The 24262-nt window shown below is 59.8% G+C and carries 20 protein-coding genes and 3 tRNA genes; 18 read left to right on the top strand and 5 right to left on the bottom strand.

Going from position 1 to position 24262, the window contains the following annotated elements; translation table 11 throughout:
- The first annotated feature begins 13 nt into the window (after nucleotides 1-13).
- Nucleotides 14-811 (top strand): DUF4892 domain-containing protein, encoded by a 798-nt coding sequence (locus tag NPS47_RS11755; RefSeq protein ID WP_274295123.1) that lies wholly within the window; start codon nucleotides 14-16, stop codon nucleotides 809-811.
- 11 nt (nucleotides 812-822) lie between these two features.
- Nucleotides 823-1875, top strand: a complete 1053-nt coding sequence (locus tag NPS47_RS11760; protein ID WP_274295124.1) for an AI-2E family transporter — start codon at nucleotides 823-825, stop codon at nucleotides 1873-1875.
- 14 nt (nucleotides 1876-1889) lie between these two features.
- Here NPS47_RS11760 and NPS47_RS11765 read toward each other — a convergent pair whose 3' ends face one another.
- From NPS47_RS11765 to NPS47_RS11775, 3 genes are all read right to left on the bottom strand, one after another.
- The gene (locus tag NPS47_RS11765; protein ID WP_274295125.1) at nucleotides 1890-2384 is read right to left on the bottom strand and encodes an Lrp/AsnC family transcriptional regulator; all 495 of its coding nucleotides are present in this window, start codon (nucleotides 2382-2384) and stop codon (nucleotides 1890-1892) included.
- Between the two features lie 100 nt (nucleotides 2385-2484).
- The gene (locus NPS47_RS11770) at nucleotides 2485-3531 is read right to left on the bottom strand and encodes an ornithine cyclodeaminase (protein WP_274295126.1); all 1047 of its coding nucleotides are present in this window, start codon (nucleotides 3529-3531) and stop codon (nucleotides 2485-2487) included.
- 154 nt (nucleotides 3532-3685) lie between these two features.
- Nucleotides 3686-5479, bottom strand: coding sequence for a sigma-54-dependent Fis family transcriptional regulator (locus NPS47_RS11775; RefSeq protein WP_274295127.1), 1794 nt, complete (start codon nucleotides 5477-5479; stop codon nucleotides 3686-3688).
- Between the two features lie 248 nt (nucleotides 5480-5727).
- Between NPS47_RS11775 and NPS47_RS11780 the strand changes: the two genes are divergently transcribed.
- The 6 genes from NPS47_RS11780 to NPS47_RS11805 are packed head-to-tail and all read left to right on the top strand — an operon-like array spanning nucleotide 5728 to nucleotide 11664.
- A complete protein-coding gene (locus NPS47_RS11780; RefSeq protein ID WP_274295128.1) occupies nucleotides 5728-6822 on the top strand; it encodes an ABC transporter ATP-binding protein in 1095 nt (364 codons plus the stop codon).
- On the top strand, nucleotides 6822-7919 hold the full coding sequence (locus NPS47_RS11785; protein WP_274295129.1) for an ABC transporter ATP-binding protein: 1098 nt from the start codon (nucleotides 6822-6824) through the stop codon (nucleotides 7917-7919). The genes NPS47_RS11780 and NPS47_RS11785 overlap by 1 nt, the downstream gene beginning before the upstream one ends.
- Nucleotides 7916-8779 (top strand): carbohydrate ABC transporter permease, encoded by an 864-nt coding sequence (locus NPS47_RS11790; RefSeq protein ID WP_107025442.1) that lies wholly within the window; start codon nucleotides 7916-7918, stop codon nucleotides 8777-8779. Before NPS47_RS11785 ends, NPS47_RS11790 begins: the two co-directional genes overlap by 4 nt.
- Before the next feature lie 10 nt (nucleotides 8780-8789).
- On the top strand, nucleotides 8790-9590 hold the full coding sequence (locus tag NPS47_RS11795; protein ID WP_274295130.1) for a carbohydrate ABC transporter permease: 801 nt from the start codon (nucleotides 8790-8792) through the stop codon (nucleotides 9588-9590).
- Between the two features lie 11 nt (nucleotides 9591-9601).
- A complete protein-coding gene (locus NPS47_RS11800) occupies nucleotides 9602-9874 on the top strand; it encodes a DUF2160 domain-containing protein (protein WP_274295131.1) in 273 nt (90 codons plus the stop codon).
- Between the two features lie 50 nt (nucleotides 9875-9924).
- A complete protein-coding gene (locus NPS47_RS11805) occupies nucleotides 9925-11664 on the top strand; it encodes an ABC transporter substrate-binding protein (RefSeq protein WP_274295132.1) in 1740 nt (579 codons plus the stop codon).
- Between the two features lie 139 nt (nucleotides 11665-11803).
- Here NPS47_RS11805 and folD read toward each other — a convergent pair whose 3' ends face one another.
- Nucleotides 11804-12658 carry a bifunctional methylenetetrahydrofolate dehydrogenase/methenyltetrahydrofolate cyclohydrolase FolD gene (folD, locus tag NPS47_RS11810; protein WP_274295133.1) on the bottom strand — a complete coding sequence of 285 codons (855 nt, stop codon included), beginning with the start codon at nucleotides 12656-12658 and terminating at the stop codon, nucleotides 11804-11806.
- Nucleotides 12659-12943: 285 nt separating this feature from the next.
- On the opposite strand from folD, the gene NPS47_RS11815 reads away from it, so the two are divergent.
- The 10 genes from NPS47_RS11815 (at nucleotide 12944) to NPS47_RS11860 (ending at nucleotide 22598) form a co-directional block, all read left to right on the top strand.
- A tRNA-Arg gene (locus NPS47_RS11815) sits at nucleotides 12944-13020 on the top strand.
- A gap of 41 nt (nucleotides 13021-13061) precedes the next feature.
- Nucleotides 13062-13137: transfer RNA gene (locus NPS47_RS11820), tRNA-His, on the top strand.
- A gap of 53 nt (nucleotides 13138-13190) precedes the next feature.
- A tRNA-Leu gene (locus NPS47_RS11825) sits at nucleotides 13191-13275 on the top strand.
- Between the two features lie 276 nt (nucleotides 13276-13551).
- Nucleotides 13552-13854, top strand: a complete 303-nt coding sequence (locus NPS47_RS11830) for a DUF6388 family protein (RefSeq protein WP_274295134.1) — start codon at nucleotides 13552-13554, stop codon at nucleotides 13852-13854.
- A 274-nt stretch (nucleotides 13855-14128) separates the two neighbouring features.
- Entirely contained in the window at nucleotides 14129-15439 is a 1311-nt protein-coding gene (tig, locus tag NPS47_RS11835) for a trigger factor (RefSeq protein WP_274295135.1), read from the top strand.
- A gap of 91 nt (nucleotides 15440-15530) precedes the next feature.
- Nucleotides 15531-16172 carry an ATP-dependent Clp endopeptidase proteolytic subunit ClpP gene (clpP, locus tag NPS47_RS11840; RefSeq protein WP_128324523.1) on the top strand — a complete coding sequence of 214 codons (642 nt, stop codon included), beginning with the start codon at nucleotides 15531-15533 and terminating at the stop codon, nucleotides 16170-16172.
- 107 nt (nucleotides 16173-16279) lie between these two features.
- Complete coding sequence (clpX, locus tag NPS47_RS11845) at nucleotides 16280-17563, top strand: ATP-dependent Clp protease ATP-binding subunit ClpX (RefSeq protein ID WP_038613042.1); 1284 nt, start codon at nucleotides 16280-16282, stop codon at nucleotides 17561-17563.
- Nucleotides 17564-17713: 150 nt separating this feature from the next.
- On the top strand, nucleotides 17714-20110 hold the full coding sequence (gene lon / locus NPS47_RS11850; protein WP_274295136.1) for an endopeptidase La: 2397 nt from the start codon (nucleotides 17714-17716) through the stop codon (nucleotides 20108-20110).
- A gap of 148 nt (nucleotides 20111-20258) precedes the next feature.
- Entirely contained in the window at nucleotides 20259-20531 is a 273-nt protein-coding gene (locus NPS47_RS11855; RefSeq protein WP_128324526.1) for an HU family DNA-binding protein, read from the top strand.
- Between the two features lie 195 nt (nucleotides 20532-20726).
- A complete protein-coding gene (locus NPS47_RS11860; protein WP_274295137.1) occupies nucleotides 20727-22598 on the top strand; it encodes a SurA N-terminal domain-containing protein in 1872 nt (623 codons plus the stop codon).
- A gap of 50 nt (nucleotides 22599-22648) precedes the next feature.
- On the opposite strand, the gene NPS47_RS11865 is transcribed toward NPS47_RS11860, so the two are convergent.
- A complete protein-coding gene (locus NPS47_RS11865) occupies nucleotides 22649-24262 on the bottom strand; it encodes an ABC transporter ATP-binding protein (RefSeq protein WP_274295138.1) in 1614 nt (537 codons plus the stop codon).

A 24262-nucleotide genomic window follows, 5' to 3' on the forward strand; every position in this document is an offset into this window, starting at 1 on the left:
GCGTGGCGTGCCTATGAGTCTCACGTATTGCATCCGAGCTGCAATTGCCGGGCTGGGTCTGCTTGCCAGTGCGCCATTGCTGGCCGAAGGGCTGCCGGTGCCGGTCGATGGCAAAGTCGTCGATGAGCGCCCGGCGCAGGTGCAGGAGCGCGTCTATCCTTTGGGTGGCCTGCGCAAGATCAGTAACCAGTTGCGCGTCGAAGGCAAGATCGAAAGCCGCGGCGAGGTCAGTTCGGTCACCTATGAACTGCCGCGTGAACGCTCTGCCAATGAAGCGTTCACCGCAGCGCGCGAAGCCCTGCAGAAAGACGGCGGCTACCCGCTGTTCTGGTGTCAGGCGCGTGATTGTGGTGAAAACAGCCTGTGGGCGAACGAGGTGTTCAAGAACCGGCAGTTGTCGGGTTCGGATGAACAGCAGGCGTTCATCCTGTTGCGCCGCTCCGCCGAGCAGAGCAACACGTTGATCGCGCTGTACAGCATTACTCGTGGCAACAAACGTGCTTACCTGCATGTCGAGCAGTTTGTCGCCGAGGCGCCGCTAGGTGAACTGCTGCCAACGCCGGCCACGGTACTGCGCGAACTGCGTGACACCGGCAAGCTCGACTACCCTGATCTGGTGGGTGAGCCGTTGCCAGCCTGGGTGACCCTGCTCGGGCGCAGCCTGAATCTGGACAGTACCCTGCGCGTGAGCCTGAGCGGCGCTGAGGCCGAAGCCTGGCGCGAGCAACTGGGCAAGGCTGGAGTGCGCACTGCCCGGCTGGAAGTGGGTGATGCCAAGACCGACGGTTTCCACGTCGAACTGATTCGCTAAGTGAGTGCTGCATGCCCAACAATGATCGCCTGCTAGTACAAATCATCTTGCTGGCCCTGCTCGGGGCTGGTCTGTGGGTGATGGCCCCATTTATGTCGGCGCTGCTCTGGGGGGCGATCCTGGCCTACGCCAGCTGGCCGCTGATGCGCCTGTTGACCCGTTTGCTGGGCGGTCGCGAAACCCTCGCCGCCGGCCTGTTGACCACCCTGTGGATACTGCTGGTGGCGCTGCCGCTGGTATGGCTGGGTTTTAACCTGGCCGATCATATTCGCGATGCCACTGCATTCGTGCGTGACGTTCAGGTTGACGGTCTACCGGATGCGCCGAACTGGCTGGGCGGTGTGCCGCTGGTGGGCGAACGCCTGGTGCGTATGTGGAACACCCTCGATCAACAGGGCGCTGCCTTGTTGACTGCCATCAAGCCCTACCTGGGCCAGGTCGGTAACTGGTTGCTGGCGCGTAGCGCGCAGATTGGCAGTGGCATGCTTGAGCTGACCCTGAGCCTGGTGTTCGTGTTCTTTTTCTACCGCGATGGTCCGCGCCTGGCGGCGTTCGTCCTGCGCCTGCTGGATCGGCTGATCGGCGAGCGCGCCGAGTATTACCTGGGCCTGGTGGCCGGTACGGTGCAGCGGGTGGTCAACGGCGTGATCGGTACTGCGGCGGCCCAGGCCGTTCTGGCGCTGATCGGCTTTCTGATCGCAGGTGTGCCGGGGGCGCTGGTCCTGAGTATTGTCACCTTCATGCTCAGCCTGATCCCCATGGGCCCGCCACTGGCCTGGGTGCCGGCCACGGCCTGGCTGGCCTGGCAGGGCGAGTATGGTATGGCGGTGTTTCTCGGGATCTGGGGCACGTTCATCATCAGCGGCGTCGACAACGTGCTCAAGCCCTACCTGATCAGTCGGGGTGGCAACCTGCCGCTGGTGATTGTACTGCTGGGGGTGTTTGGCGGCTTGCTAGCCTTTGGATTCATCGGCCTGTTCATCGGTCCGACGCTGTTGGCCGTCGCTTATGCCCTGTTGCTGGATTGGTCACGCAGCGAGCCGCTGGCACCGCCGCATACCTGATTCTGTAGTTCTGCTTAGCGTTGAGGGGCGGTGTTCTTCACCGCCGCCAACTCTGGGTGGGCCACCAGCTTATCGATGTGCAAATCGTCGTTGTTCATCCAGGTTTCGCTCAGCACCCGGTAATGCTCCATGTCGCGGCAGCGCATACGCAGGCTGTAGTCGAAATGGCCGCTGATCAACTGGCAGTCGAAAACCTGCGGGCAAGCCTGCATGCAGGCCTCAAACGCTTTCTGCGCTGCGCGCCCGCTTTGATTGGACAACGCCACCAGCACCAGCAGCGATAATCCGGGCGACACCTTCTGCTCATCGATGATTGCGCTATAGCCGCGAATCACCCCGCGTCGCTCCAGCTTGCGCACGCGCTCAAGGCAGGGGCGGGGCGTGAGGTGCACCAGCGAGGACAGTTTCTCGTAGGTGATACGCCCGTCATGGCGCAGCACGTCGATGATTGCTTCATCGATGCGGTCCAGCGCTGGCGCGGCGTGTGGGCTGTTGACCTTGGTATCCATACAGGTTCGGCTTCACTTCAATCAGTGGGTGACGCGGAATATGGTACGACCTTCCTTGGTCAGCGTCTGTACCCCATTGAACAGCCGAATCCGCTCGGATTCAGGCGCTCTTCTTGCGGGTATCGGCAAGCGGCTGGCGCAGTACGGCGAACAGGTCCTTGGGATTGGCAAGTTCTGGTACCAGCGCAAGTTCATGACCGATGTTCAGCGCTTTGGCGACATCGAGTACATAGCGCAGCGCCGAGTAGTCTTCCAGGGCAAAACCAACGGAGTCGAACAAGGTCACCTGATCAGCACTTTCGCGGCCCGGCGCCTGGCCGTTGACCACCTGCCAGAACTCCGTGGTTGGCGAGTCGGCGGGCATCTGCTGGATCTCGCCTTCGACACGGCTTTGCGGTTCGTATTCGACGATCACCCGCGCGCGCTCGACGATGTCGCGGTGCAGTTCGGTCTTGCCCGGGCAGTCGCCGCCCACGGCATTCAGATGCATGCCCGGCTCGATCATGTCCGGGGTCAGGATGGTGGCGAAGGCCTTGTCGGCGGTCACGGTGGTGACGATATCGGCGCCGCGTACTGCTTCGGCCACGGAACCGGCAATGCTCACCCGCAGCTGTGGGAAAGCGCCGAGGTTGGCGACCAGCTTGGCGCTGGCCTTGGGGTCGAGGTCGTACAGGCGGATTTCGTCGATGCCCAGCAAGGCATGGAAAGCCAGGGCCTGGAACTCGCTTTGTGAGCCGTTGCCGATCAGCGCCATGCACCGGCTGTCCGGGCGGGCGAGGTAGCGCGCAGCCAGAGCTGAAGTGGCGGCGGTGCGAATGGCGGTGGTCAGGGTCATTTCACTGAGCAGCACCGGCGCGCCGGTATCAACGTCGCCGAGGGCGCCGAACGCCATCACGGTCAGCATGCCGCGCTGGGTGTTCTTGGGGTGACCGTTGACGTATTTGAAGGCGTACAGGTTGCGGTCGGACACCGGCATCAGCTCGATCACGCCATCAGGGGAGTGATTGGCCAGGCGTGGACATTTCTCGAAGTCGTGCCAACGCAAGTAGTCTTCACGGATGTACTCGGCCATTTCGCTGATGCAGGTGCTCAGGCCTTTACGGGCAACCAGGCGGCTGAGGTCAGTCACATCGATATAGCGGGTCATGACGAACTCCTTTGTTATTGGCATCGAGGCACGTATTCGGGGGCAGTGTGCCTATTGTCGATGCATCGCCGGGTATATCTCGGCTGAAGCACAGCGCGCGCTCAGCGGCTTCAGCTGAAATATGAACTTTGACAGCGGAATCGGCTGTTTGCGTTTAGCCGTCGGTCAGACCTTGAGCATGCAAGCGCTTGTAGAGGGTGGTGCGACTAATGCCCAGGTCGCGGGCCAGGGCTGAAACGTTGCCTTTGAGCGCTTGCAGGCGCAGGTTCAGGTCGTGTTCTTCAGGCGCGAAGGGTGGGCCCGGCTCGACTTCTTGCGTAGCAGGCAGTTCGTTGAAGAAGCTGTCTGGCAGGTGTTCCAGGGCGATAGGTTGGCGGCCTGCCAGGGCCAGAGCGACTTGCAGAGTGCAGGCAAGCTGGCGCAGGTTGCCCGGCCATGGATGCTGTAACAGCAGTTGCAATACTTTGCTGTCCAGTTGTTGCGGCGCGTCGACATCGCGGTAGTGCTGGTGGATCTGCTCGATCAGCGCCAGGCGATCACTGCGTTCGCGAAGTGGTGGCAAGGTCAGGCTGAGGCCGGCGATTCGATAGTACAGGTCCTGGCGGAAGCTTCCCTGGCGCACCTTTTCGGGCAGATCCTGATGTGTGGCCGAAATGACCCGGATATCCACCGGCACCGGATCGCCACTGCCCAGTGGCTGGATGCAGCGGGTCTGGAGAAAGCGCAGCAACCGCGCCTGGGTGGGCAGTGGCATGTCGCCGATTTCGTCGAGAAAGACGATACCGTGTTCGGCCTTGCGAATCAGGCCGGGGTTACCTTTGTGGTGGGCGCCGGTGAACGCGCCTTTCTCGTAGCCGAAAAGCTCCGACTCCACCAGATCGGCCGGAATCGCTGCGCAGTTGACCGCGATCAACGGCTGGTTGCGACGGCTGCTGGCTTCGTGCAGGGCTTTGACGAAGACCTCTTTGCCAGCTCCGGTCTCGCCCTGGATCAACAGCGGAATGTCCTTTTCCAGTAGCAACCCCGCCTGTCGTAGCGCTTTGGCGATACGTGGGTCGCAGTCGGCGGGTGGCTGTCGGTGCGTAATGGTCGAGGGGGTTGTCAGCGGCTCACGCAACAGGCAGTGAAAGCGATTGCGTCCGGCCACCTGCACGGCAAAAGGCTGCCCCGCAGCATGCTGCAACAACTCTGGCAGCGGCGTCTGGAACAGTTGTTCAAGGGTGTACTGCAAGGCTGGCTGACAGAGCAGGCTGTCGGCCCGGCGATTGGCGGCCAGGATGCGGCCGCGGTCATCGAACAGCAGCAGCCCGGCCCACTGGCTGTCGAGGTTGTTCGAGCCGGTATTGAAACTCAATTGTCGGTACTGCCCAGCATAGCGCGCGATGATCAGGCGGTTTTCCAGGCTCTGGCTCATCATCCGCACCATGCCCAGGGTTTGCGAGGCTGGCAGGTAGCTGTCGCTGGACACATCCAGCACGCCGATCAGGCGCCGTTCGGCGTCGAACAATGGCGCGGCGGCGCTGGCCATGTAGCGGTTGCGCTTGAGAAAGTGCTCATCCTGGCCCACATGCACCGCCTCGACGCAGGCCAGGGCGGTGCCGATGGCATTGGTGCCAACCCCCTGTTCCAGCCAGCGGGCACCGGCGGCAAAACCGTGTTGCTGGCGCGGGTCGATAAAGCGCCGGGTGCCCCAGGTTTCCAGAAGCTGGCCTTGGTCATCGCTGAGCATGATCAGGTAGCTGGAATTGCCCAGCAGGTGATTGAACTGCGGGATCACCTCGTCACGGGTGGTGCGCAGCAGGACGTGCTGACGTTCAAGCAGCTCGTCGAGGCCGGCAGCGGACAGCTCACCAAAGTCGGGTGCTGATTGATGGTCCAGACCGTAATCACGGCAGCGCGCCCAGGAGGCCTGGATCAATTGGTCATGGGATGCAATGGAGACGGCCATGGGCGTTTCCTCTGCCAGCGTTGTCGTTTTTGTGTGATCCAGTGTTGTTCAGTCCTGTTCATTGTCAATGTCAGGGCTGTTCAGGTGTTCAGTGGTTACTGTTCATTTGTGTTCAGGCGTGAATCGTCAGTTGCCGTGGTAGTAGAGAAAGTAGTGCCGCGACAATGACTTATCGGTGGTCGCCAGCACTGGCATGAATCTGGCTCTGCAGCAAAGGCCTGTCCGATAACAACAATCAGGGCCGCCCCATGTCGCTTACGCTGGAGCACGTCAGCCGCATCGTCGACAACCAGCGCTGGATTGTCGATGCCAGCCTCAGTTTCGAGCCGGGCTCGTTCAATGTTCTGCTCGGTCGCACCTTGTCCGGCAAGACCAGCCTGATGCGCCTGATGGCCGGGCTGGATCGCCCTGACCAGGGGCGGGTGCTGATGAATGGTGTGGATGTCACGGGTCGGCCGGTACGCCAGCGCAATGTGTCGATGGTCTATCAGCAGTTCATCAACTACCCGACCCTCAGCGTTTTCGAAAACATTGCGTCACCGCTTCGCCAGGCGCGCATGAGCGAGGAACAGATTCGCCACAAAGTGCATCAGACTGCGCAGATGCTGCGTATCGAGCCCTTCTTGCAGCGCCTGCCGCTGGAACTGTCCGGTGGTCAGCAGCAGCGCACGGCCATGGCCCGCGCGCTGGTCAAGGATGCCGAGCTGATCCTGTTCGACGAGCCGCTGGTCAACCTGGACTACAAACTGCGTGAAGAACTGCGCCAGGAAATGCGCGAACTGTTCGCCTCCCGGCACTGCATTGTCGTCTATGCCACCACCGAGCCGAACGAGGCGTTGGCTCTGGGCGGCACTACCACCATCCTGCATGAGGGTTGCATCGTGCAGAGTGGTGCGACCGCTCAGGTCTATCACCAGCCGCGTACGGTGCTGGCTGCCGAGCTGTTTTCCGAACCGCCGATCAACCTGATTGCCGGGCGCATCAGCGGCAATGAAGTGAGTTTTGCCGGGGCTGTGCACTTCGCCATGAATGCCGACCTGCGCCGTATCGGTGACGGTGAATACCGCTTTGGCGTGCGCCCCAGCCATATCAGCCTGGTGCCGTCGAATGACGATGACCTTGAGCTGGCGGTGCTGGTGGAGTTGGCGGAGATCAGTGGTTCGGAAACCTTCCTGCATGTGCGCAGCGAGCACTTTCGCATCATCCTGCACCTGTCCGGGGTGCACGAGTACCACGTCGATGCGCCAATTCGGGTGTTTATCCCGACCCACAAGCTGTTCGTCTTCGACCGTTCAGGTGTGTTGGTGCAAGCGCCGGGCGCGCGTGAAGTGAGGGTCGCCTGATGGCCGAGATTCGCCTGCAGCAGTTGGCCCACAGCTACAACCGAACCCCTGCCGGCGCCGATGACTATGCCTTGCGCGAGCTGGAGCATGTCTGGGCCCAGGGCGGCGCCTATGCCTTGCTCGGGCCTTCGGGCTGCGGCAAGTCGACCTTGCTCAATATCATTTCCGGGCTGCTCAGCCCCTCGCAAGGCCAGGTGTTGTTCGATGGCAAGGTGGTCAATGAGCTGTCGCCGCAGGCGCGTAATATCGCTCAGGTTTTTCAGTTTCCGGTGGTGTACGACACCATGACGGTGTTCGATAACCTGGCTTTTCCCTTGCGTAATCAGGGCATGGACGAGGCCCGGGTGCGGAGCAAGGTGGAAGAGATCGCCGAGGTGCTCGAGCTCGGCCCGGCGCTGAAGAAGAAGGCCCGTAATCTCAGTGCCGATGAAAAGCAGAAAGTCTCCATGGGTCGCGGCCTGGTACGTGATGATGTCTCCGCGATCCTCTTCGACGAGCCGCTGACGGTGATCGACCCGCACCTGAAGTGGAAACTGCGGCGAAAGCTCAAGCAGATTCACGAGCAGTTCAACATCACCATGATCTACGTGACCCATGATCAGCTCGAGGCTTCGACCTTCGCCGACAAGATCGCGGTGATGTATGGCGGGCAGATCGTCCAGTTCGGTACGCCGCGGGAGCTGTTCGAGCGGCCGCGGCATACCTTTGTCGGCTATTTCATCGGCAGTCCGGGGATGAACCTGATCGATGTGCAGCCGCAGCCGGGCGGTGTCGGCTTTGCCGGTGTTCATCTAGCGCTGCCGAAAGCATTGCAGGCACGTCTGGCCAGCACACCGGCTACGCGCCTGCAGGTCGGTATCCGCCCGGAGTTCGTGCAGGTGCGCGAGGCGCCATTTGATGACGCTTTTACTGCCCGGGTGGTGGACGTCGAAGACCTGGGCACCTACCGGATTCTGACCCTGGAACTGGACGGCGTGGCCCTGAAAGTGCGCCTTGGGGAAGACCGGGTGGTGCCACAGGGCCAGGCCTGGATCAGTTTTCCGGCGCAGTGGTTGATGCTGTATGCCGACGACGTTCTGCTGGAGGCCGCACCATGAACAAAGTGCCTAACAACAAGGCCTGGTGGCTGGTGCTGCCGGTGTTCCTGCTGGTGGCCTTCAGTGCGGTGATACCGATGATGACCGTGGTCAATTACTCGGTGCAGGACATTTTCGACCAGTCCAGCCGCTACTTCGTCGGTGCCGACTGGTATCGCCAGGTATTGCAGGATCCGCGTCTGCACGATTCCTTGCTGCGCCAGTTCGTCTATTCCGGCTGTGTGCTGTTGATCGAGATTCCCTTGGGAATAGCTATTGCCCTGACCATGCCGACCAAGGGGCGCTGGTCGTCGCTGTGCCTGATCGTCATGGCCATCCCGCTGCTGATTCCGTGGAACGTGGTCGGCACTATCTGGCAGATCTTCGGCCGTGCCGACATCGGCCTGCTCGGCGCGTCGTTGAACCAGTTGGGCATCAACTACAACTATGCGGCCAACACCATGGACGCCTGGGTCACGGTGCTGGTGATGGATGTCTGGCACTGGACTTCGCTGGTGGCGCTGCTGTGTTACTCCGGGCTCAGGGCAATCCCGGATGTCTATTACCAGGCCGCGCGCATCGATCGCGCTTCGGCCTGGGCGGTGTTCCGGCATATCCAGTTACCGAAGATGAAGAACGTACTGCTGATCGCAGTGATGCTGCGCTTCATGGACAGTTTCATGATCTACACCGAGCCCTTCGTGCTGACCGGCGGCGGACCGGGCAATGCCACCACCTTCCTCAGTCAAACCCTGACCCAGATGGCGGTAGGGCAGTTCGACCTGGGTCCGGCCGCGGCGTTTTCGCTGGTGTATTTCCTCATCATCCTGCTGGTGTCCTGGCTGTTCTACACCGCCATGACCCATGCCGACAAAGACTAGGAGGGCGCTCATGAACCTGCGTAAAACGCTGCCCTTACTGCTCTACATCCTGTTTTTGCTGGTGCCGATCTACTGGCTGCTGAACATGTCGTTCAAGAGCAATAGCGAGATCCTTGGCGGCCTGACCCTGTGGCCGCAGGACTTCACCTTCGCCAACTACCGGGTGATCTTCACCGACCCCAGTTGGTACACCGGTTACATCAACTCGCTGTACTACGTGTGCCTGAACACGGTGATATCCCTGAGCGTGGCCTTGCCGGCGGCGTATGCGTTCTCGCGCTACCGCTTTCTCGGCGACAAGCATCTGTTCTTCTGGCTGCTGACCAACCGCATGGCACCACCTGCGGTGTTCCTGTTGCCGTTCTTCCAGCTGTATTCGTCGATCGGCCTGTTCGACACCCACATCGCTGTGGCGTTGGCGCATTGCCTGTTCAACGTGCCGCTGGCGGTGTGGATCCTGGAAGGATTCATGTCCGGGGTGCCCAAGGAAATCGACGAAACCGCCTACATCGATGGCTACAGCTTCCCGCGGTTTTTCGTGAAGATTTTCGTGCCGCTGATTGGCTCGGGCATCGGCGTCACGGCGTTTTTCTGCTTCATGTTTTCCTGGGTCGAGCTATTGCTGGCGCGCACCCTCACCTCAGTCAATGCCAAACCGATTGCCGCAGTGATGACCCGCACCGTGTCGGCCTCGGGCATCGACTGGGGCGTGCTGGCCGCAGCCGGGGTACTGACCATCTTGCCGGGCATGCTGGTGATCTGGTTTGTCCGTAACCATGTGGCCAAGGGCTTTGCCCTGGGTCGGGTCTGAGGAGGCACGCGATGGACTGGATGGCCTGGACCCTGCCGACCGCCGTGTTCTTCACCGCGATTGGCCTGCTGCTGGTGGGCATGACGATAGCTGAACTGCGCCGGCCGTGTGTCGAGCGCCGCGGTTTTCTGCCGATTGCCACGACCCGCGGCGATCGGTTGTTCATCGGGCTGCTGGTCAGCGCTTATCTGCACCTGCTGATCATCGGGGTTAGTGACTGGAATCTCTGGGTGGCCTCACTGCTGTCGGGGGTGTGGCTGTTGGTGGTGATGCGCTGGGGTTAGCCGAAACGATTCGGTCAGGCTCCATGGGAATACTCAATCGGGAGATCACGATGTTCGACAACAACAAGAATCGGCGATATTTGACCCTGGCCGCCTTGCTCGTGCTCGGCAGTTTCCACGCCAGTGCCTGGGCCGACGCCTATGAAGACGCGGCGAAGAAATGGATCGGCAGCGAGTTCAAGCCGTCGACCCTGACGCCGGAACAACAGCTCGAAGAGTTGAAGTGGTTCATCAAAGCCTCGGAACCGTTCCGTGGCATGAAGATCAACGTGGTGTCGGAAACCATTGCCACTCACGAATACGAATCCAAGGTACTGGCCAAGGCCTTCAGCGAGATCACCGGGATCAAGCTGACCCACGACCTGCTGCAGGAAGGTGACGTGGTGGAGAAGCTGCAGACCCAGATGCAGTCGGACAAGAACATCTATGACGGCTGGGTCAACGATTCCGATCTGATCGGTACGCACTTTCGCTATGGCAAGACTGAATCCATTACTGACCTCATGGCCAACGAGGGCAAGGACTACACCTCGCCGACCCTGGATCTGAAGGACTTTATCGGCATCTCTTTTACCACCGCGCCTGACGGCAAGGTTTACCAATTGCCCGACCAACAGTTCGCCAACCTCTACTGGTTCCGCGCCGACTGGTTCGACCGGCCGGACCTGAAAGCCAGATTCAAGGAAAAGTACGGTTACGATCTGGGGGTTCCGGTCAACTGGTCGGCCTACGAAGATATCGCCAAGTTCTTCAGTGAAGACGTCAAGGAGATCGACGGCAAGCGTGTTTATGGGCACATGGACTACGGCAAGAAAGACCCGTCGCTGGGCTGGCGCTTCACCGATGCCTGGTTCTCCATGGCCGGGGGTGGCGACAAGGGCCTGCCCAATGGCTTGCCGGTGGATGAGTGGGGGATTCGTGTCGAGGACTGTCATCCGGTCGGCTCCAGCGTCACCCGGGGTGGCGACACCAATGGCCCGGCAGCAGTCTACGCCACGCAGAAATACGTCGACTGGATGCGCGCCTATGCGCCGCCGGAAGCGCAAGGCATGACGTTCTCCGAGTCTGGCCCGGTGCCGTCCCAGGGCAACATTGCCCAGCAGATCTTCTGGTATACCGCCTTTACCGCCGACATGACCAAGCCGGGCTTGCCGGTGATGAACGCCGATGGCACGCCGAAATGGCGTATGGCGCCGTCACCCAAAGGACCGTACTGGGAGGAGGGCATGAAGCTGGGGTATCAGGATGCCGGTTCCTGGACCTTCCTCAAGTCGACCCCGGAAAAACAGCGTCTGGCGGCCTGGCTGTATGCCCAGTTCGTTACCTCCAAGACCGTTTCGCTGAAAAAGACCATCGTTGGCCTGACCCCGATCCGCGAGTCGGACATCAATTCCCAGGCCATGACCGATCTTGCGCCCAAACTCGGCGGTCTGGTGGAGTTCTACCGCAGCCCGGCGCGGGTGCAATGGACCCCGACCGGCACCAACGTACCGGACTACCCGCGCCTGGCGCAGTTGTGGTGGAGCCATATTGCCGAAGCGGCCAGTGGTGACAAGACGCCGCAGGAGGCGCTGGATGGTCTGGCCCGTGACCAGGACAAGATCCTCGAACGGCTGGAACGCTCCAAGGCTCAGGCGACTTGCGCGCCCAAGCTCAACCCGGAGCGTGATGCCCAGTACTGGTTCGATCAGCCGGGTGCACCGAAGCCGAAGCTGGCCAACGAGAAGCCCAAAGGCGAAACGGTAAGCTACAGCGAACTGCTCAAGTCGTGGGAGGCGGCGCGTAACTGAAAGCATCGCGGGGCAAGCCCGCTCCCACCGGCCCAATGACACCCCCGGTGGGAGCGGGCTTGCCCCGCGATCGGCCTCAAACCAGGCACAAAAAAACGGCACCTTCACAGGTGCCGTTCTTCATTTCTGCTTTCAACCCTTACTTATGCAGCTCTTCCGCTGCATACAACGTGTTCTCCAGCAGGCAGGCGCGGGTCATCGGCCCGACACCACCTGGCACCGGCGTGATCCAGCCGGCACGGGGCAGGGCGGTCTCGTAGACCACGTCACCGACCAGCTTGCCATCTTCCTGACGGTTGATGCCGACGTCGATGACGATCGCGCCTTCCTTGATCCACTCACCTTTGACCAGGCCTGGCTTGCCAGCGGCAACCACGACCAGATCGGCGCGGCCAACGTGACCGGCCAGGTCCTTGGTGAAACGGTGGGTGACAGTAACGGTGCAGCCGGCCAGCAGCAGCTCCATGGCCATTGGCCGGCCGACGATGTTCGACGCACCGACGACCACGGCGTTCATGCCGTACAGATCCTGACCGGTGCTTTGCAGCAGGGTCATGATGCCTTTCGGCGTGCACGGGCGCAGCAGCGGGATACGCTGGGCCAGACGGCCGACGTTATAAGGATGGAAACCATCGACATCCTTGTCCGGGCGAATGCGCTCGAGCAGCAGCGAGGCGTCCAGATGAGCCGGCAGTGGCAACTGCAGCAGGATGCCGTCGATGTTCGCATCGTCATTGAGGCGATCGATCAGGTCGGTCAGGGCTTTCTGGGTAGTCTCGCTGGGCAGGTCGAATGCCTGGGAGATAAAGCCGACTTCTTCACAGTCCTTGCGCTTGTGCGAAACATAGACCTGAGAAGCGGGGTCGGTGCCGACCAGGATCACCGCCAGGCCTGGGGTACGCAGGCCTTGCTGGCGACGCTCCACAACACGTTGGGCGATCTGCTGGCGCAGGCTGGCGGCGATCGCCTTGCCGTCTATAAGGTGTGCAGTCATGACGCGTGATTAACCATCGAGAGGGAATAAAAAGAGCGCGCATTCTCGCATGAAGGGGGCCGAGGGCAAAGGCGCTTGGTCCGGCTATTCCCCTAAGCCCTTAAATAAAATGAATTTTTTTCAAAAAAGAGTTGACGACCTAACCACTCGTCTATAACATTCGTCGCACTTGTCGGGCAGAGCCTAGCACTGGTTAGCAAGGTCAGGCAGAATGAGCGGATTTGGTAGCTTGTTCGGTACGGCTAAAAGTTAATTTGTAATCGTAACAGAAAGCAGATTAAATATGCGCCCGTAGCTCAGCTGGATAGAGCATCCGCCTTCTAAGCGGATGGTCGCAGGTTCGAGTCCTGCCGGGTGCGCCAATAGGCAGCTTAGGCACAAGTAAAGCGGTAAATGCAATATGGTGGGCGTAGCTCAGTTGGTAGAGCACAGGATTGTGACTCCTGTTGTCGTGGGTTCGATCCCCATCGTCCACCCCATATTCCAAAAGGCGCCCGATGAAAATCCGGCGCCTTTGCTTTAAAAGCTTCACGCGGACGTGGTGAAATTGGTAGACACACTGGATTTAGGTTCCAGCGGCGCAAGCTGTAAGAGTTCGAGTCTCTTCGTCCGCACCATCCAAGCTTTCACCGCCCTTCGCTGAAGTGCGTGAAAGCCTCGAAAAAGCCGCCTTGTGCGGCTTTTTTCGTTTCCGACAGGGCATTCGTCGTCTGCCTGGAAACTTTTTAGCTGCATTACCCTACCCAGTCTCGTCCGTGGCTTTCGTCAGGATGCTATGCCGTTGCTCCATTTGCTGTGCCGGTGCTGCGGTGTACTGGTGACAAGTGCTCAAAAGCTGATAGATTTCAGCCGGTTGAGGCCGTAGCAAGCGGCGAGGTAGTGAGGATAGCTCCATGATTTCCAAAGAACGTCAGGCCAGCGCACTGCAGCGCTTCGCCGCGGCCAATCCGCAGCTGCTGGAAGAAATTGCCGAGCTCAGCGCCCATGAACAGCAACAGCAGATCGAGTGGGCCTTCGAAGACGCCGCACAGGAGCAGGGGCTTGAGCCTTGGGAATTGACCCTGCAATTGATCGCCAGCTCTGATGCGGAACTTCAGTCCATGCGTCTGGAGGTGCATCGGCAAGTCGCTGAGGCGCTGGGCATGGGATGGGAAGAGTATTGCAGTATCAACGAGATCGACGATGCGGCGCCCTGAGTGCCGAGTCGTGATTTTGTAGTGTTTTGACAAGTATTTCTGGCTGTTCGAGGTCAGGCACGCCGCCGTGATCAACGGCGGCGTCCAGGCCTTGAGTCGCGGCTCTTGAGCGTCCCCGGGCAAGGTTTTTGCCGGGGGCTATAAATGAAATGGACCGGTGTACTTTCCCGTCGTCTTGAACGGGGTGACTTCTGGCCTTTGAGCCACTAGAATGCTTGCCCTTGATTCTGGAGTCGGGTATCGCCGGCTAACGTCTGTGCAACGAGGAATATCCATGCAAGTTTCTGTTGAAAATACTTCTGCTCTCGAGCGTCGCATGACCATCGCCGTTCCGGCAGAGCGCGTCGAGAACGAAGTCAACAAGCGTCTGCAACAGACTGCCCGTCGCGCCAAGGTTCCAGGCTTCCGTCCTGGCAAAGTGCCGATGAGCGTGATCCGTCAGCGTTATGAAGATGCTGCTCGTCAGGAAGCCTTCGGCGACCTGGTCCAGGCTTCTTTCTACGAAGCTGTGGTCGAGCAGAAGCTGAACCCGGCTGGCGCCCCTGCCGTCGAGCCAAAATCGTTCGAAAAAGGCGGTGACCTGGAATACGTCGCCACTTTCGAAGTGTTCCCTGAGTTCACCGTTGCCGGTTTCGACTCGATCGCCGTCGAGCGCCTGAGCGCCGAAGTGGCTGACGCCGACCTGGACAACATGCTGGAAGTGCTGCGCAAGCAGAACGTCCGTTTCGAAGCCGCTGACCGCGCTGCCCAGAACGAAGACCAGTTGAACATCGATTTCGTCGGCAAGGTCGACGGTGAAGTGTTCGCCGGTGGTTCGGCCAAAGGCACCCAGCTGGTACTGGGTTCCGGCCGCATGATCCCGGGCTTCGAAGAAGGTCTGGTTGGCGCCAAAGCCGGTGAAGAGCGCGTTCTGAACCTGTCCTTCCCTGAGGACTACCAGAACCTGGACCTGGCTGGCAAAGCCGCCGAGTTCACCGTTACCGTCAACAGCGTTTCCGAGCCTAAGCTGCCTGAGCTGAACGAAGAGTTCTTCGCCCAGTTCGGCATCAAGGAAACCGGCATCGACGGTTTCCGCGCCGAAGTTCGCAAGAACATGGAGCGTGAACTGCGTCAGGCCATCAAGACCAAGGTCAAGAACCAGGTAATGGACGGCCTGCTGGCTGCCAACCCGATCGAAGTGCCTAAAGCCCTGCTGGAAAACGAAGTGAACCGCCTGCGCGTTCAAGCCGTTCAGCAGTTCGGTGGCAACATCAAGCCTGAGCAACTGCCGGCCGAGCTGTTCGAAGAACAAGCCAAGCGCCGCGTCGTGCTGGGTCTGATCGTTGCTGAAGTGGTCAAGCAGAACGAGCTGAAGCCGGACGAAGCCCGCGTTCGCGAAATGATCCAGGAAATGGCCTCGGCCTACCAGGAGCCCGAGCAGGTCGTAGCTTGGTACTACAAGAACGACCAGCAACTGAACGAAGTGCGTTCGGTTGTGCTGGAAGAACAAGTTGTGGATACTGTTCTGCAGAAAGCGACTGTGACCGACAAATCGGTCTCGTACGAAGAAGCGATCAAGCCAGTGCAGGCTCCTGCCGCTGACTGATTTCCTTCTTTCGTAGGAAAACACCACAAGCCAGCCTTCGAGCTGGCTTGTGCGTATTCAAGACATGACTATTTGGGAGTGAGTGCAGGACATGTCCCGCAATTCTTATTATCAGCAGAGCTCTGACATCCAGGCCGCAGGCGGCCTGGTCCCGATGGTTATCGAGCAATCCGCTCGTGGCGAACGTGCCTATGACATCTACTCGCGCCTTCTGAAGGAGCGCGTGATCTTCCTGGTCGGCCCGGTAGAGGACTACATGGCCAACCTGATCGCGGCGCAATTGCTGTTCCTTGAAGCGGAAAACCCGGACAAGGATATCCATCTCTACATCAACTCGCCGGGCGGGTCGGTGACGGCTGGCATGTCGATCTACGACACCATGCAGTTCATCAAGCCGGACGTCTCCACCACCTGCATCGGTCAGGCCTGCTCCATGGGTGCCTTCCTGCTCGCCGCCGGTGCCAAGGGCAAGCGTCACTGCCTGCCGAACTCGCGGGTGATGATTCACCAGCCACTGGGCGGTTTCCAGGGGCAGGCGACGGATATCGAAATCCACGCCAAGGAAATCCTCTCCATCAAGTCGCGTTTGAATGAGCTGCTGGCCTATCACACTGGTCAGGATCTGGAAACCATCAAGCGTGACACCGAGCGTGACAATTTCATGAGCGCGCAACGTGCCGCCGAGTACGGTCTGATCGACTCGGTACACGAGAAGCGGCAAATGGCTGTCTGATTAAGGCGCTAAAGCAGGTGGTTGGGCTTTCCCGCCACCTGTGGACTTGAAAAAGCCCGCAATTGCCTTCATCTTGTGTTGCAAGCCTACCGGATTGGATCGATCGAATGACTGACACCCGTAACGGCGAGGACAACGGCAAATTGCTCTATTGCTCCTTCTGCGGCAAAAGCCAGCATGAAGTGCGCAAGTTGATTGCCGGCCCCTCGGTATTTATCTGCGACGAGTGCGTCGACCTGTGCAACGACATCATCCGCGAGGAGGTGCAGGAAGCCCAGGCCGAAAGCAGCGCGCATAAACTGCCTTCGCCGAAAGAAATCAGCACCATCCTGGACCAGTATGTGATTGGTCAGGAGCGTGCGAAAAAGGTACTGGCGGTAGCGGTGTACAACCACTACAAGCGCCTGAACCAACGCGACAAAAAGAACGACGACGTCGAGCTCGGCAAGAGTAACATCCTGCTGATCGGTCCGACGGGCTCGGGTAAAACCCTGCTCGCCGAAACCCTCGCGCGTCTGTTGAATGTACCGTTTACTATCGCCGATGCCACCACCCTGACCGAAGCCGGTTATGTCGGTGAAGACGTCGAGAACATCATTCAGAAACTGCTGCAAAAGTGCGACTACGACGTGGAAAAGGCCCAGATGGGCATTGTCTACATCGATGAAATCGACAAGATCTCGCGCAAGTCGGACAACCCGTCGATCACCCGTGATGTTTCGGGCGAAGGCGTGCAGCAGGCGCTGCTCAAGCTGATCGAAGGCACGGTTGCCTCGGTACCGCCGCAAGGTGGCCGCAAGCATCCGCAGCAGGAATTCCTGCAGGTCGATACGCGTAACATCCTGTTTATCTGCGGCGGCGCGTTCTCGGGCCTGGAAAAGGTCATTCAGAACCGTTCCACCCGCGGCGGTATCGGCTTCGGTGCCGAAGTACGCAGCAAGCAGGAAGGCAAGAAGGTGGGCGAATCGCTGCGTGAAGTCGAGCCTGACGATCTGGTCAAGTTCGGTTTGATCCCGGAATTCGTCGGCCGCCTGCCGGTACTGGCGACCCTCGACGAGCTCGACGAAGCTGCTTTGATGCAGATTCTCACCGAGCCGAAGAACGCCCTCACCAAGCAGTACGCCAAGCTGTTCGAGATGGAAGGCGTGGACCTGGAGTTCCGCAGTGATGCGCTGAAGTCCGTGGCCCGCAAGGCCCTGGAGCGCAAGACCGGTGCCCGTGGCCTGCGTTCGATCCTCGAAGGCATCCTGCTCGACACCATGTATGAGATTCCTTCGCAGAAGGATGTCAGCAAAGTGGTGATCGACGAGAGCGTCATCGAAGGCTCCTCGCAGCCGCTGCTGATCTACGAGAACAGCGAGCCGCAAGCCAAAGCTGCACCCGACGTCTGAGTCGCCAAACGGCTCGAGTCTGCAAGGGGCCTTCGGGCCCCTTTGCTTTTCCTGTCGTAGAGCTTGTTTTTTTGCGGGGCTGCCCCCACATTAAACCCACGCTCATATTCCACCGGTTTCCGGCCACAAGGCCGCTGTAGAGGCGAAATCATGAAGACCACCCTCGACTTGCCTCTTTTGCCATTGCGCGATGTCGTCGTCTATCCGCACATGGTTATCCCACTGTTCGTGGGGCGCGAGAAGTCCATCGAAGCCCTCGAGGCCGCAATGACGGGCGAAAAGCAGATCCTCCTGCTGGCCCAGAAGAACCCCGCTGATGACGATCCAGGCGAAGACGCCCTGTACCGCGTCGGTACCATTGCCACTGTCCTGCAACTGCTGAAACTGCCCGATGGCACCGTCAAGGTCCTGGTCGAGGGCGAGCAGCGCGGTGCAGTCGAGCGATTCAACGAAGTCGATGGTCATATTCGTGCTGAAGTTTCATTGATCGACGAGTCGCAGACCGCCGAGCGCGAGTCTGAGGTCTTCGTTCGTAGCTTGTTGTCACAATTTGAACAATACGTTCAGCTGGGCAAGAAGGTCCCGGCTGAAGTCCTCTCGTCGCTCAACAGCATCGACGAGCCTGGGCGCCTGGTCGATACCATGGCCGCGCACATGGCGCTGAAAATCGAGCAAAAGCAGGAAATCCTCGAGATCCTCGACCTGGCTACCCGAGTCGAGCATGTCATGGCGCTGCTGGACGCTGAAATCGACTTGCTGCAGGTGGAAAAACGCATCCGCGGCCGGGTCAAGAAACAAATGGAGCGCAGCCAGCGCGAGTACTACCTGAATGAGCAGATGAAGGCCATTCAGAAGGAGCTGGGCGATAGCGAAGAAGGCCACAACGAAGTCGAAGAGCTGAAAAAGCGCCTCGACGCCGCTGGGCTGCCAAAGGATGCCTACGCCAAGGCTCAGGCCGAGCTGAACAAGCTCAAACAGATGTCGCCGATGTCTGCCGAGGCCACCGTGGTGCGTTCCTACCTGGATTGGCTGGTGCAGGTGCCGTGGAAGGCCCAGAGCAAGGTACGCCTGGACCTGGCCAAGGCAGAAGAGATCCTCGACGCCGACCATTACGGCCTCGAAGAGGTCAAGGAGCGCATCCTTGAGTACCTCGCCGTGCAGAAGCGGGTGAAAAAGATCCGTGGCCCGGTGTTGTGCCTGGTCGGTCCTCCAGGTGTCGGCAAGACCTCCCTGGCCGAGTCGATCGCCAGTGCCACCAACCGCAAGTTCGTACGCATGGCGTTGGGTGGCGTGCGTGACGAGGCCGAGATTCGTGGGCACCGGCGGACTTACATCGGTTCGATGCCGGGTCGCCTGATTCAGAAAATGACCAAGGTCGGTGTGCGTAACCCGCTGTTCCTGCTCGATGAAATCGACAAAATGGGCAGCGATATGCGTGGCGACCCGGCCTCGGCGCTGCTTGAGGTGCTCGACCCTGAGCAGAACCACAACTTCAACGATCACTATCTGGAAGTCGATTATGACCTTTCCGATGTGATGTTCCTGTGCACTTCCAACTCGATGAACATCCCGCCAGCGCTGCTGGACCGGATGGAAGTCATCCGTCTGCCGGGTTACACCGAAGACGAGAAGATCAACATCGCGGTGAAGTACCTGACGCCCAAGCAGATCAAGGCTAACGGCCTGAAAAAGGGCGAGTTGGAAGTCGACGTCACGGCCATTCGCGATATCATCCGCTACTACACCCGCGAAGCCGGTGTACGGGGCCTGGAGCGCCAGATTGCCAAGGTCTGCCGCAAGGTGGTCAAGGAGCACGCCGGCCTCAAGCAAGTGGCTGTGAAGGTCACTGGCGAGCAGCTGGAGCACTTCCTCGGGGTACGCAAGTTCCGCTATGGTCTGGCCGAGCAGCAGGATCAGGTAGGGCAAGTCACTGGCCTGGCCTGGACCCAGGTCGGTGGTGAGTTGCTGACTATTGAAGCCGCCGTGATTCCGGGCAAGGGCCAGTTGATCAAGACCGGCTCCCTGGGCGATGTCATGGTCGAGTCGATCACTGCGGCGCAGACCGTTGTCCGTAGCCGGGCGAAAAGCCTGGGCATCCCGGCTGACTTCCACGAGAAGCGTGATACCCACATCCACATGCCTGAAGGCGCGACGCCCAAGGATGGTCCAAGTGCCGGTATCGGCATGTGTACCGCCCTGGTCTCGGCGCTGACACAGATCCCGGTGCGCGCTGATGTTGCCATGACCGGTGAAATCACCCTGCGTGGGCAGGTGTTGGCCATTGGTGGTTTGAAAGAGAAGCTGCTGGCTGCACACCGTGGTGGGATCAAGACGGTGATCATTCCTGAAGAGAATGTGCGTGATTTGAAAGAAATTCCTGAGAATATTAAGCAGGATCTTCAGATTAAACCGGTCAAATGGATTGACGAAGTCCTCCAAATTGCGCTGCAATACGCCCCGGAGCCCTTACCAGATGTGGCTCCCGAGATTGTCGCCAAGGATGAAAAGCGCGACAGCGATTCCAAGGAAAGAATTAGCACGCATTAGTACGTATTTGGCTGGGGGGCTTTCTTGACAGTATTTTCAGGCCCTTGTTATAAAGCGGCGCTTAAGCGTCAATAGGCCACCCAGCGCTCGTTTAGCTTTTCATTACATACTTAGATACAAACTCAATAGAGATATAAGGGGACTTAGAGTGAACAAGTCGGAACTGATTGACGCTATCGCCGCATCTGCTGATATTTCGAAAGCCACCGCCGGCAAGGCGCTGGACGCAGTAATCGAATCCGTCACCGGCGCCCTGAAGGCTGGTGACTCCGTGGTACTGGTAGGTTTCGGTACCTTCTCCGTCACCGACCGCCCAGCTCGCACCGGCCGCAACCCGCAAACCGGCAAGACTCTGGAAATCCCTGCTGCCAAGAAGCCAGGCTTCAAGGCTGGCAAGGCACTGAAAGAAGCCGTCAACTAAGACCTTCCTTCAGGCTCACGCCTAACCGGGCCTGGCTCATGCCTGGCTTGGCTGCTGAGCATCGGGACACGCTGAAAAGCACCTGATGCTCGGCCGGTTACGAGAAGGCGCATCTTCGGATGCGCCTTTCTTCTATCAGGAATCTACCCACGCTCCACGGTTGTTTCATTCAGTACAACCGTTTCTGGGGGACGCATGCTGCAGAATATCAGGGACAATTCACAAGGTTGGATTGCCAAGACCATCATCGGTGTCATCGTAGCCTTGATGGCACTGACCGGCTTCGATGCCATCTTCCAGGCCACCACCCACAGCCAGGACGCTGCCAAGGTCAATGGTCAAACCATTAGCCAGAACGAGCTGAGCCAGGCCGTCGACATGCAACGCCGACAGCTGATGCAACAGCTGGGCAAGGATTTCGATCCGTCGCTGCTCAACGAGAACATGCTGCGTGAAGCGGCGCTGAAAGGGCTGATCGACCGCAAGTTGCTGCTGCAAGGCGCCGAAGACGCCAAGTTCGCTTTTTCCGAAGCGGCACTGGATCAGTTGATCCTGCAAACGCCTGAGTTCCAGGTTGATGGCAAGTTCAGCGCCGAGCGTTTTGATCAGGTCATTCGTCAGATGGGCTACGGCCGTCTGCAGTTCCGCGAAATGCTCGCTCAGGAAATGCTCATTGGGCAGCTGCGTGCAGGCTTGGCCGGCAGCGGTTTTGTCACCGACGACCAGGTCAATGCGTTCGCCCGTCTGGAAAAGCAGACCCGCGATTTCGCCTCGCTGACCTTCAAGGTCGACCCGGCTGCGGTCAAGGTCACCGACGAGCAGGTCAAGGCGCACTACGATGAGCACGCCAAAGAGTTCATGAGTCCGGATCAGGTCGTCATTGACTACATCGAGTTGAAGAAGTCGGCATTCTTCGATCAGGTTACTGTCAACGAAGACGAGCTCAAGGCTCTGTACGAGAAGGAAATCGCCAACCTGGCCGAGCAGCGCCATGCCGCGCACATCCTCATCGAAGTCAACGACAAGGTGAACGAAGCGCAGGCCAAGGCGAAGATCGAAGAGATCCAGCAGCGTCTGACCAAAGGTGAAGACTTTGCCACGCTGGCCAAGGAATTCTCCCAGGACCCGGGTTCGGCCAACAACGGCGGTGACCTCGGTTATGCCGGGCAGGGCGTTTACGACCCGGCTTTTGAAGAGGCGCTGTATGCGCTGAACAAGGACCAGGTTTCGGCGCCAGTGCGCACCGAGTACGGTTTCCACCTGATCAAGCTGCTGGATGTGCAGGCACCTGAGGTGCCGAGCTTCGCCAGCCTGAAAGACAAGCTGACCCGCGAACTCAAGACCCAGCAGGTCGAACAGCGCTTTGTCGAAGTGACCAAGCAACTGGAAGACGCTGCATTCGAAGCATCCGACCTGGCGCAGCCAGCCCAGGACCTGGGCCTGAAAGTTCACACCTCGGCGGCCTTCGGTCGTGAAGGTGGCGAAGGCATCACCGCCAACCGTGCCGTGATCCAGGCCGCCTACAGCGCTGAAGTGCTGGAAGCGGGTGCCAACAGCACCGCCATCGAGCTGGACCCGGAAACCATCGTGGTTTTGCGCGTCAAGGAACATCGCAAGCCTGAGCAACTGGGTCTGGATGTGGTGTCTGACAGCATCCGCAAGCACCTGGCCAAAGAGCAGGCAACTGCCGCTCTGAAAGCCAAGGCTGACAAGCTGATCGCCGGTCTGCGTGACGGAAGCATCGCACTGGGTGCTACCCAGGAAGGTCAGAGCTGGAAGGTCCAGGAAGCGGTCTCGCGCAGCCAGGAAGGCATCGATCCGGCCGAGCTGCAGGCAGTGTTCCGTATGGCCAAGCCAGAGGCCAAGGACAAGCCGGTCTACAGCAGCGTGACGCTCAACGACGGTAGCCTGGTTGTATTGCGCCTCAACGGCGTCAACGAAGGCGCTGCTGCCACCGATGAAGAGAAGTCTGCGTACCGCCGCTTCCTCGCTTCGCGTGCCGGTCAGCAGGACTTCGCCGCTTACCGCAAGCAGCTGGAAGCCAAGGCGGACATCACTCGCTATTGAGTGATCCACGCCAGAAACAGAAAAGGCCGCTTATGCGGCCTTTTCTGTTTCTAGCATCTGGTTCCCCCGGGGGCCAGGAAGGCCGCCTCCAACAGCTGTCGGGTATAGGCATGCTGCGGTGCGGCGAAGATATCCGCCGCTGCGCCTTGTTCCACCACCTTGCCCTGTTTGACCACCATCAGTTGATGGCTCAGCGCCTTGACCACCGCCAGGTCATGGCTGATGAACAGGTAGGTGAGGTTGTATTTGCTCTGCAAGGAGCGCAACAACTCGACTACCTGACGCTGCACGGTCCGGTCCAGCGCCGAGGTCGGCTCGTCCAGCAGGATCAACGCCGGCTTCAGCACCAGTGCGCGGGCGATGGCGATGCGCTGGCGCTGGCCGCCGGAGAACTCGTGGGGGTAGCGGTGACGGGCCTGAGGGTCCAGACCAACTTCATGCAGGGCGGCGATGATTGCCTGCTCCTGTTCGGCCGCAGTACCGATGCGATGAATGCGCAGGCCTTCGCCGACGATGTCGCTGACGCACATGCGCGGGCTGAGGCTGCCGAACGGGTCCTGAAAGACTACCTGCATCTGCCGGCGTAACGGACGCACCTGTTGTTGATTCAGGTTTTCAAGCGCGGTGCCCTGGAAGCGAATGGCACCCTGGCTGCCGAGCAAACGCAGGATCGCCAGGCCGAGGGTGGATTTGCCCGAACCGCTTTCGCCGACGATTCCCAGGGTTTGCCCCTGCGGCAGGCTGAAGTTGATGCCGTCCACCGCCTTGACGTGATCGACAGTACGCCGCAGCAGGCCTTTTTTGATCGGGAACCAGACGCGCAGGTCTTCGACCTCCAGCATCGGTTTGCCCGCCGGGTTGCCGGCCGGGCCGCCACTGGGCTCGGCGCCAAGCAGCATCTGCGTGTACGGGTGTTGCGGGCTGCGGAACAACGTCTCGCAGTCGGCCTGTTCGACGATGCAACCGCGCTGCATCACGCACACCCGGTGCGCGATACGTTTGACCAGGTTGAGGTCATGACTGATGAGCAGCAGCGCCATCCCCAGCCGTGCTTGCAGCGACTTGAGCAATTCGAGGATCTTCAACTGCACGGTGACGTCCAGCGCCGTGGTCGGCTCGTCGGCGATCAGCAACTCCGGTTCGTTGGCCAGGGCCATGGCAATCATGACTCGCTGCCGCTGGCCGCCTGAGAGCTCGTGTGGCAGGGCCTTGAGGCGTTTGTGTGGCTCAGGGATGCCCACCAGGTCGAGCAGCTCCAGCGTCCGCGCAGTGGCCTCCTTGCCACGCAGGCCCTTGTGCAGCAGGAGGATCTCGTTGATCTGCTTTTCGATGTTGTGCAGCGGGTTGAGCGAGGTCATCGGCTCCTGGAAGATCATCGCGATGCGGTTGCCACGAATATGGCGCATCTGCTTTTCATCCAGGGTCAGCAGGTCTCGCCCTTCGTAATGAATAGTGCCGGACGGGTGACGTGCCAGCGGGTAGGGCAGCAGGCGCAGGATCGAATGAGCGGTAACCGACTTGCCGGAACCGCTCTCGCCGACCAGCGCCAGGGTCTCGCCGCGGCGGATGTCGAAGCTGATGCCTTCGACCACCCGTTGGCTCTGCTCGCCGGTGACGAACTCCACAGCCAGGTCGCGCACTTCGATCAAGGTTTCATTGCTCAT

The organism is Pseudomonas putida, assembly GCF_028682475.1.
Classification (GTDB): Bacteria; Pseudomonadota; Gammaproteobacteria; order Pseudomonadales; family Pseudomonadaceae; genus Aquipseudomonas; species Aquipseudomonas putida_AG.

Bases quoted from the DNA above. Each gene is read 5' to 3' on its own strand.
- NPS47_RS11755 (WP_274295123.1), top strand. From the start codon at position 14: ATGAGTCTCACGTATTGCATCCGAGCTGCAATTGCCGGGCTGGGTCTG.
- NPS47_RS11760 (WP_274295124.1), top strand. From the start codon at position 823: ATGCCCAACAATGATCGCCTGCTAGTACAAATCATCTTGCTGGCCCTG.
- NPS47_RS11765 (WP_274295125.1), bottom strand. From the start codon at position 2,384: ATGGATACCAAGGTCAACAGCCCACACGCCGCGCCAGCGCTGGACCGC.
- NPS47_RS11770 (WP_274295126.1), bottom strand. From the start codon at position 3,531: ATGACCCGCTATATCGATGTGACTGACCTCAGCCGCCTGGTTGCCCGT.
- NPS47_RS11775 (WP_274295127.1), bottom strand. From the start codon at position 5,479: ATGGCCGTCTCCATTGCATCCCATGACCAATTGATCCAGGCCTCCTGG.
- NPS47_RS11780 (WP_274295128.1), top strand. From the start codon at position 5,728: ATGTCGCTTACGCTGGAGCACGTCAGCCGCATCGTCGACAACCAGCGC.
- NPS47_RS11785 (WP_274295129.1), top strand. From the start codon at position 6,822: ATGGCCGAGATTCGCCTGCAGCAGTTGGCCCACAGCTACAACCGAACC.
- NPS47_RS11790 (WP_107025442.1), top strand. From the start codon at position 7,916: ATGAACAAAGTGCCTAACAACAAGGCCTGGTGGCTGGTGCTGCCGGTG.
- NPS47_RS11795 (WP_274295130.1), top strand. From the start codon at position 8,790: ATGAACCTGCGTAAAACGCTGCCCTTACTGCTCTACATCCTGTTTTTG.
- NPS47_RS11800 (WP_274295131.1), top strand. From the start codon at position 9,602: ATGGACTGGATGGCCTGGACCCTGCCGACCGCCGTGTTCTTCACCGCG.
- NPS47_RS11805 (WP_274295132.1), top strand. From the start codon at position 9,925: ATGTTCGACAACAACAAGAATCGGCGATATTTGACCCTGGCCGCCTTG.
- folD (WP_274295133.1), bottom strand. From the start codon at position 12,658: ATGACTGCACACCTTATAGACGGCAAGGCGATCGCCGCCAGCCTGCGC.
- NPS47_RS11830 (WP_274295134.1), top strand. From the start codon at position 13,552: ATGATTTCCAAAGAACGTCAGGCCAGCGCACTGCAGCGCTTCGCCGCG.
- tig (WP_274295135.1), top strand. From the start codon at position 14,129: ATGCAAGTTTCTGTTGAAAATACTTCTGCTCTCGAGCGTCGCATGACC.
- clpP (WP_128324523.1), top strand. From the start codon at position 15,531: ATGTCCCGCAATTCTTATTATCAGCAGAGCTCTGACATCCAGGCCGCA.
- clpX (WP_038613042.1), top strand. From the start codon at position 16,280: ATGACTGACACCCGTAACGGCGAGGACAACGGCAAATTGCTCTATTGC.
- lon (WP_274295136.1), top strand. From the start codon at position 17,714: ATGAAGACCACCCTCGACTTGCCTCTTTTGCCATTGCGCGATGTCGTC.
- NPS47_RS11860 (WP_274295137.1), top strand. From the start codon at position 20,727: ATGCTGCAGAATATCAGGGACAATTCACAAGGTTGGATTGCCAAGACC.
- NPS47_RS11865 (WP_274295138.1), bottom strand. From the start codon at position 24,262: ATGAGCAATGAAACCTTGATCGAAGTGCGCGACCTGGCTGTGGAGTTC.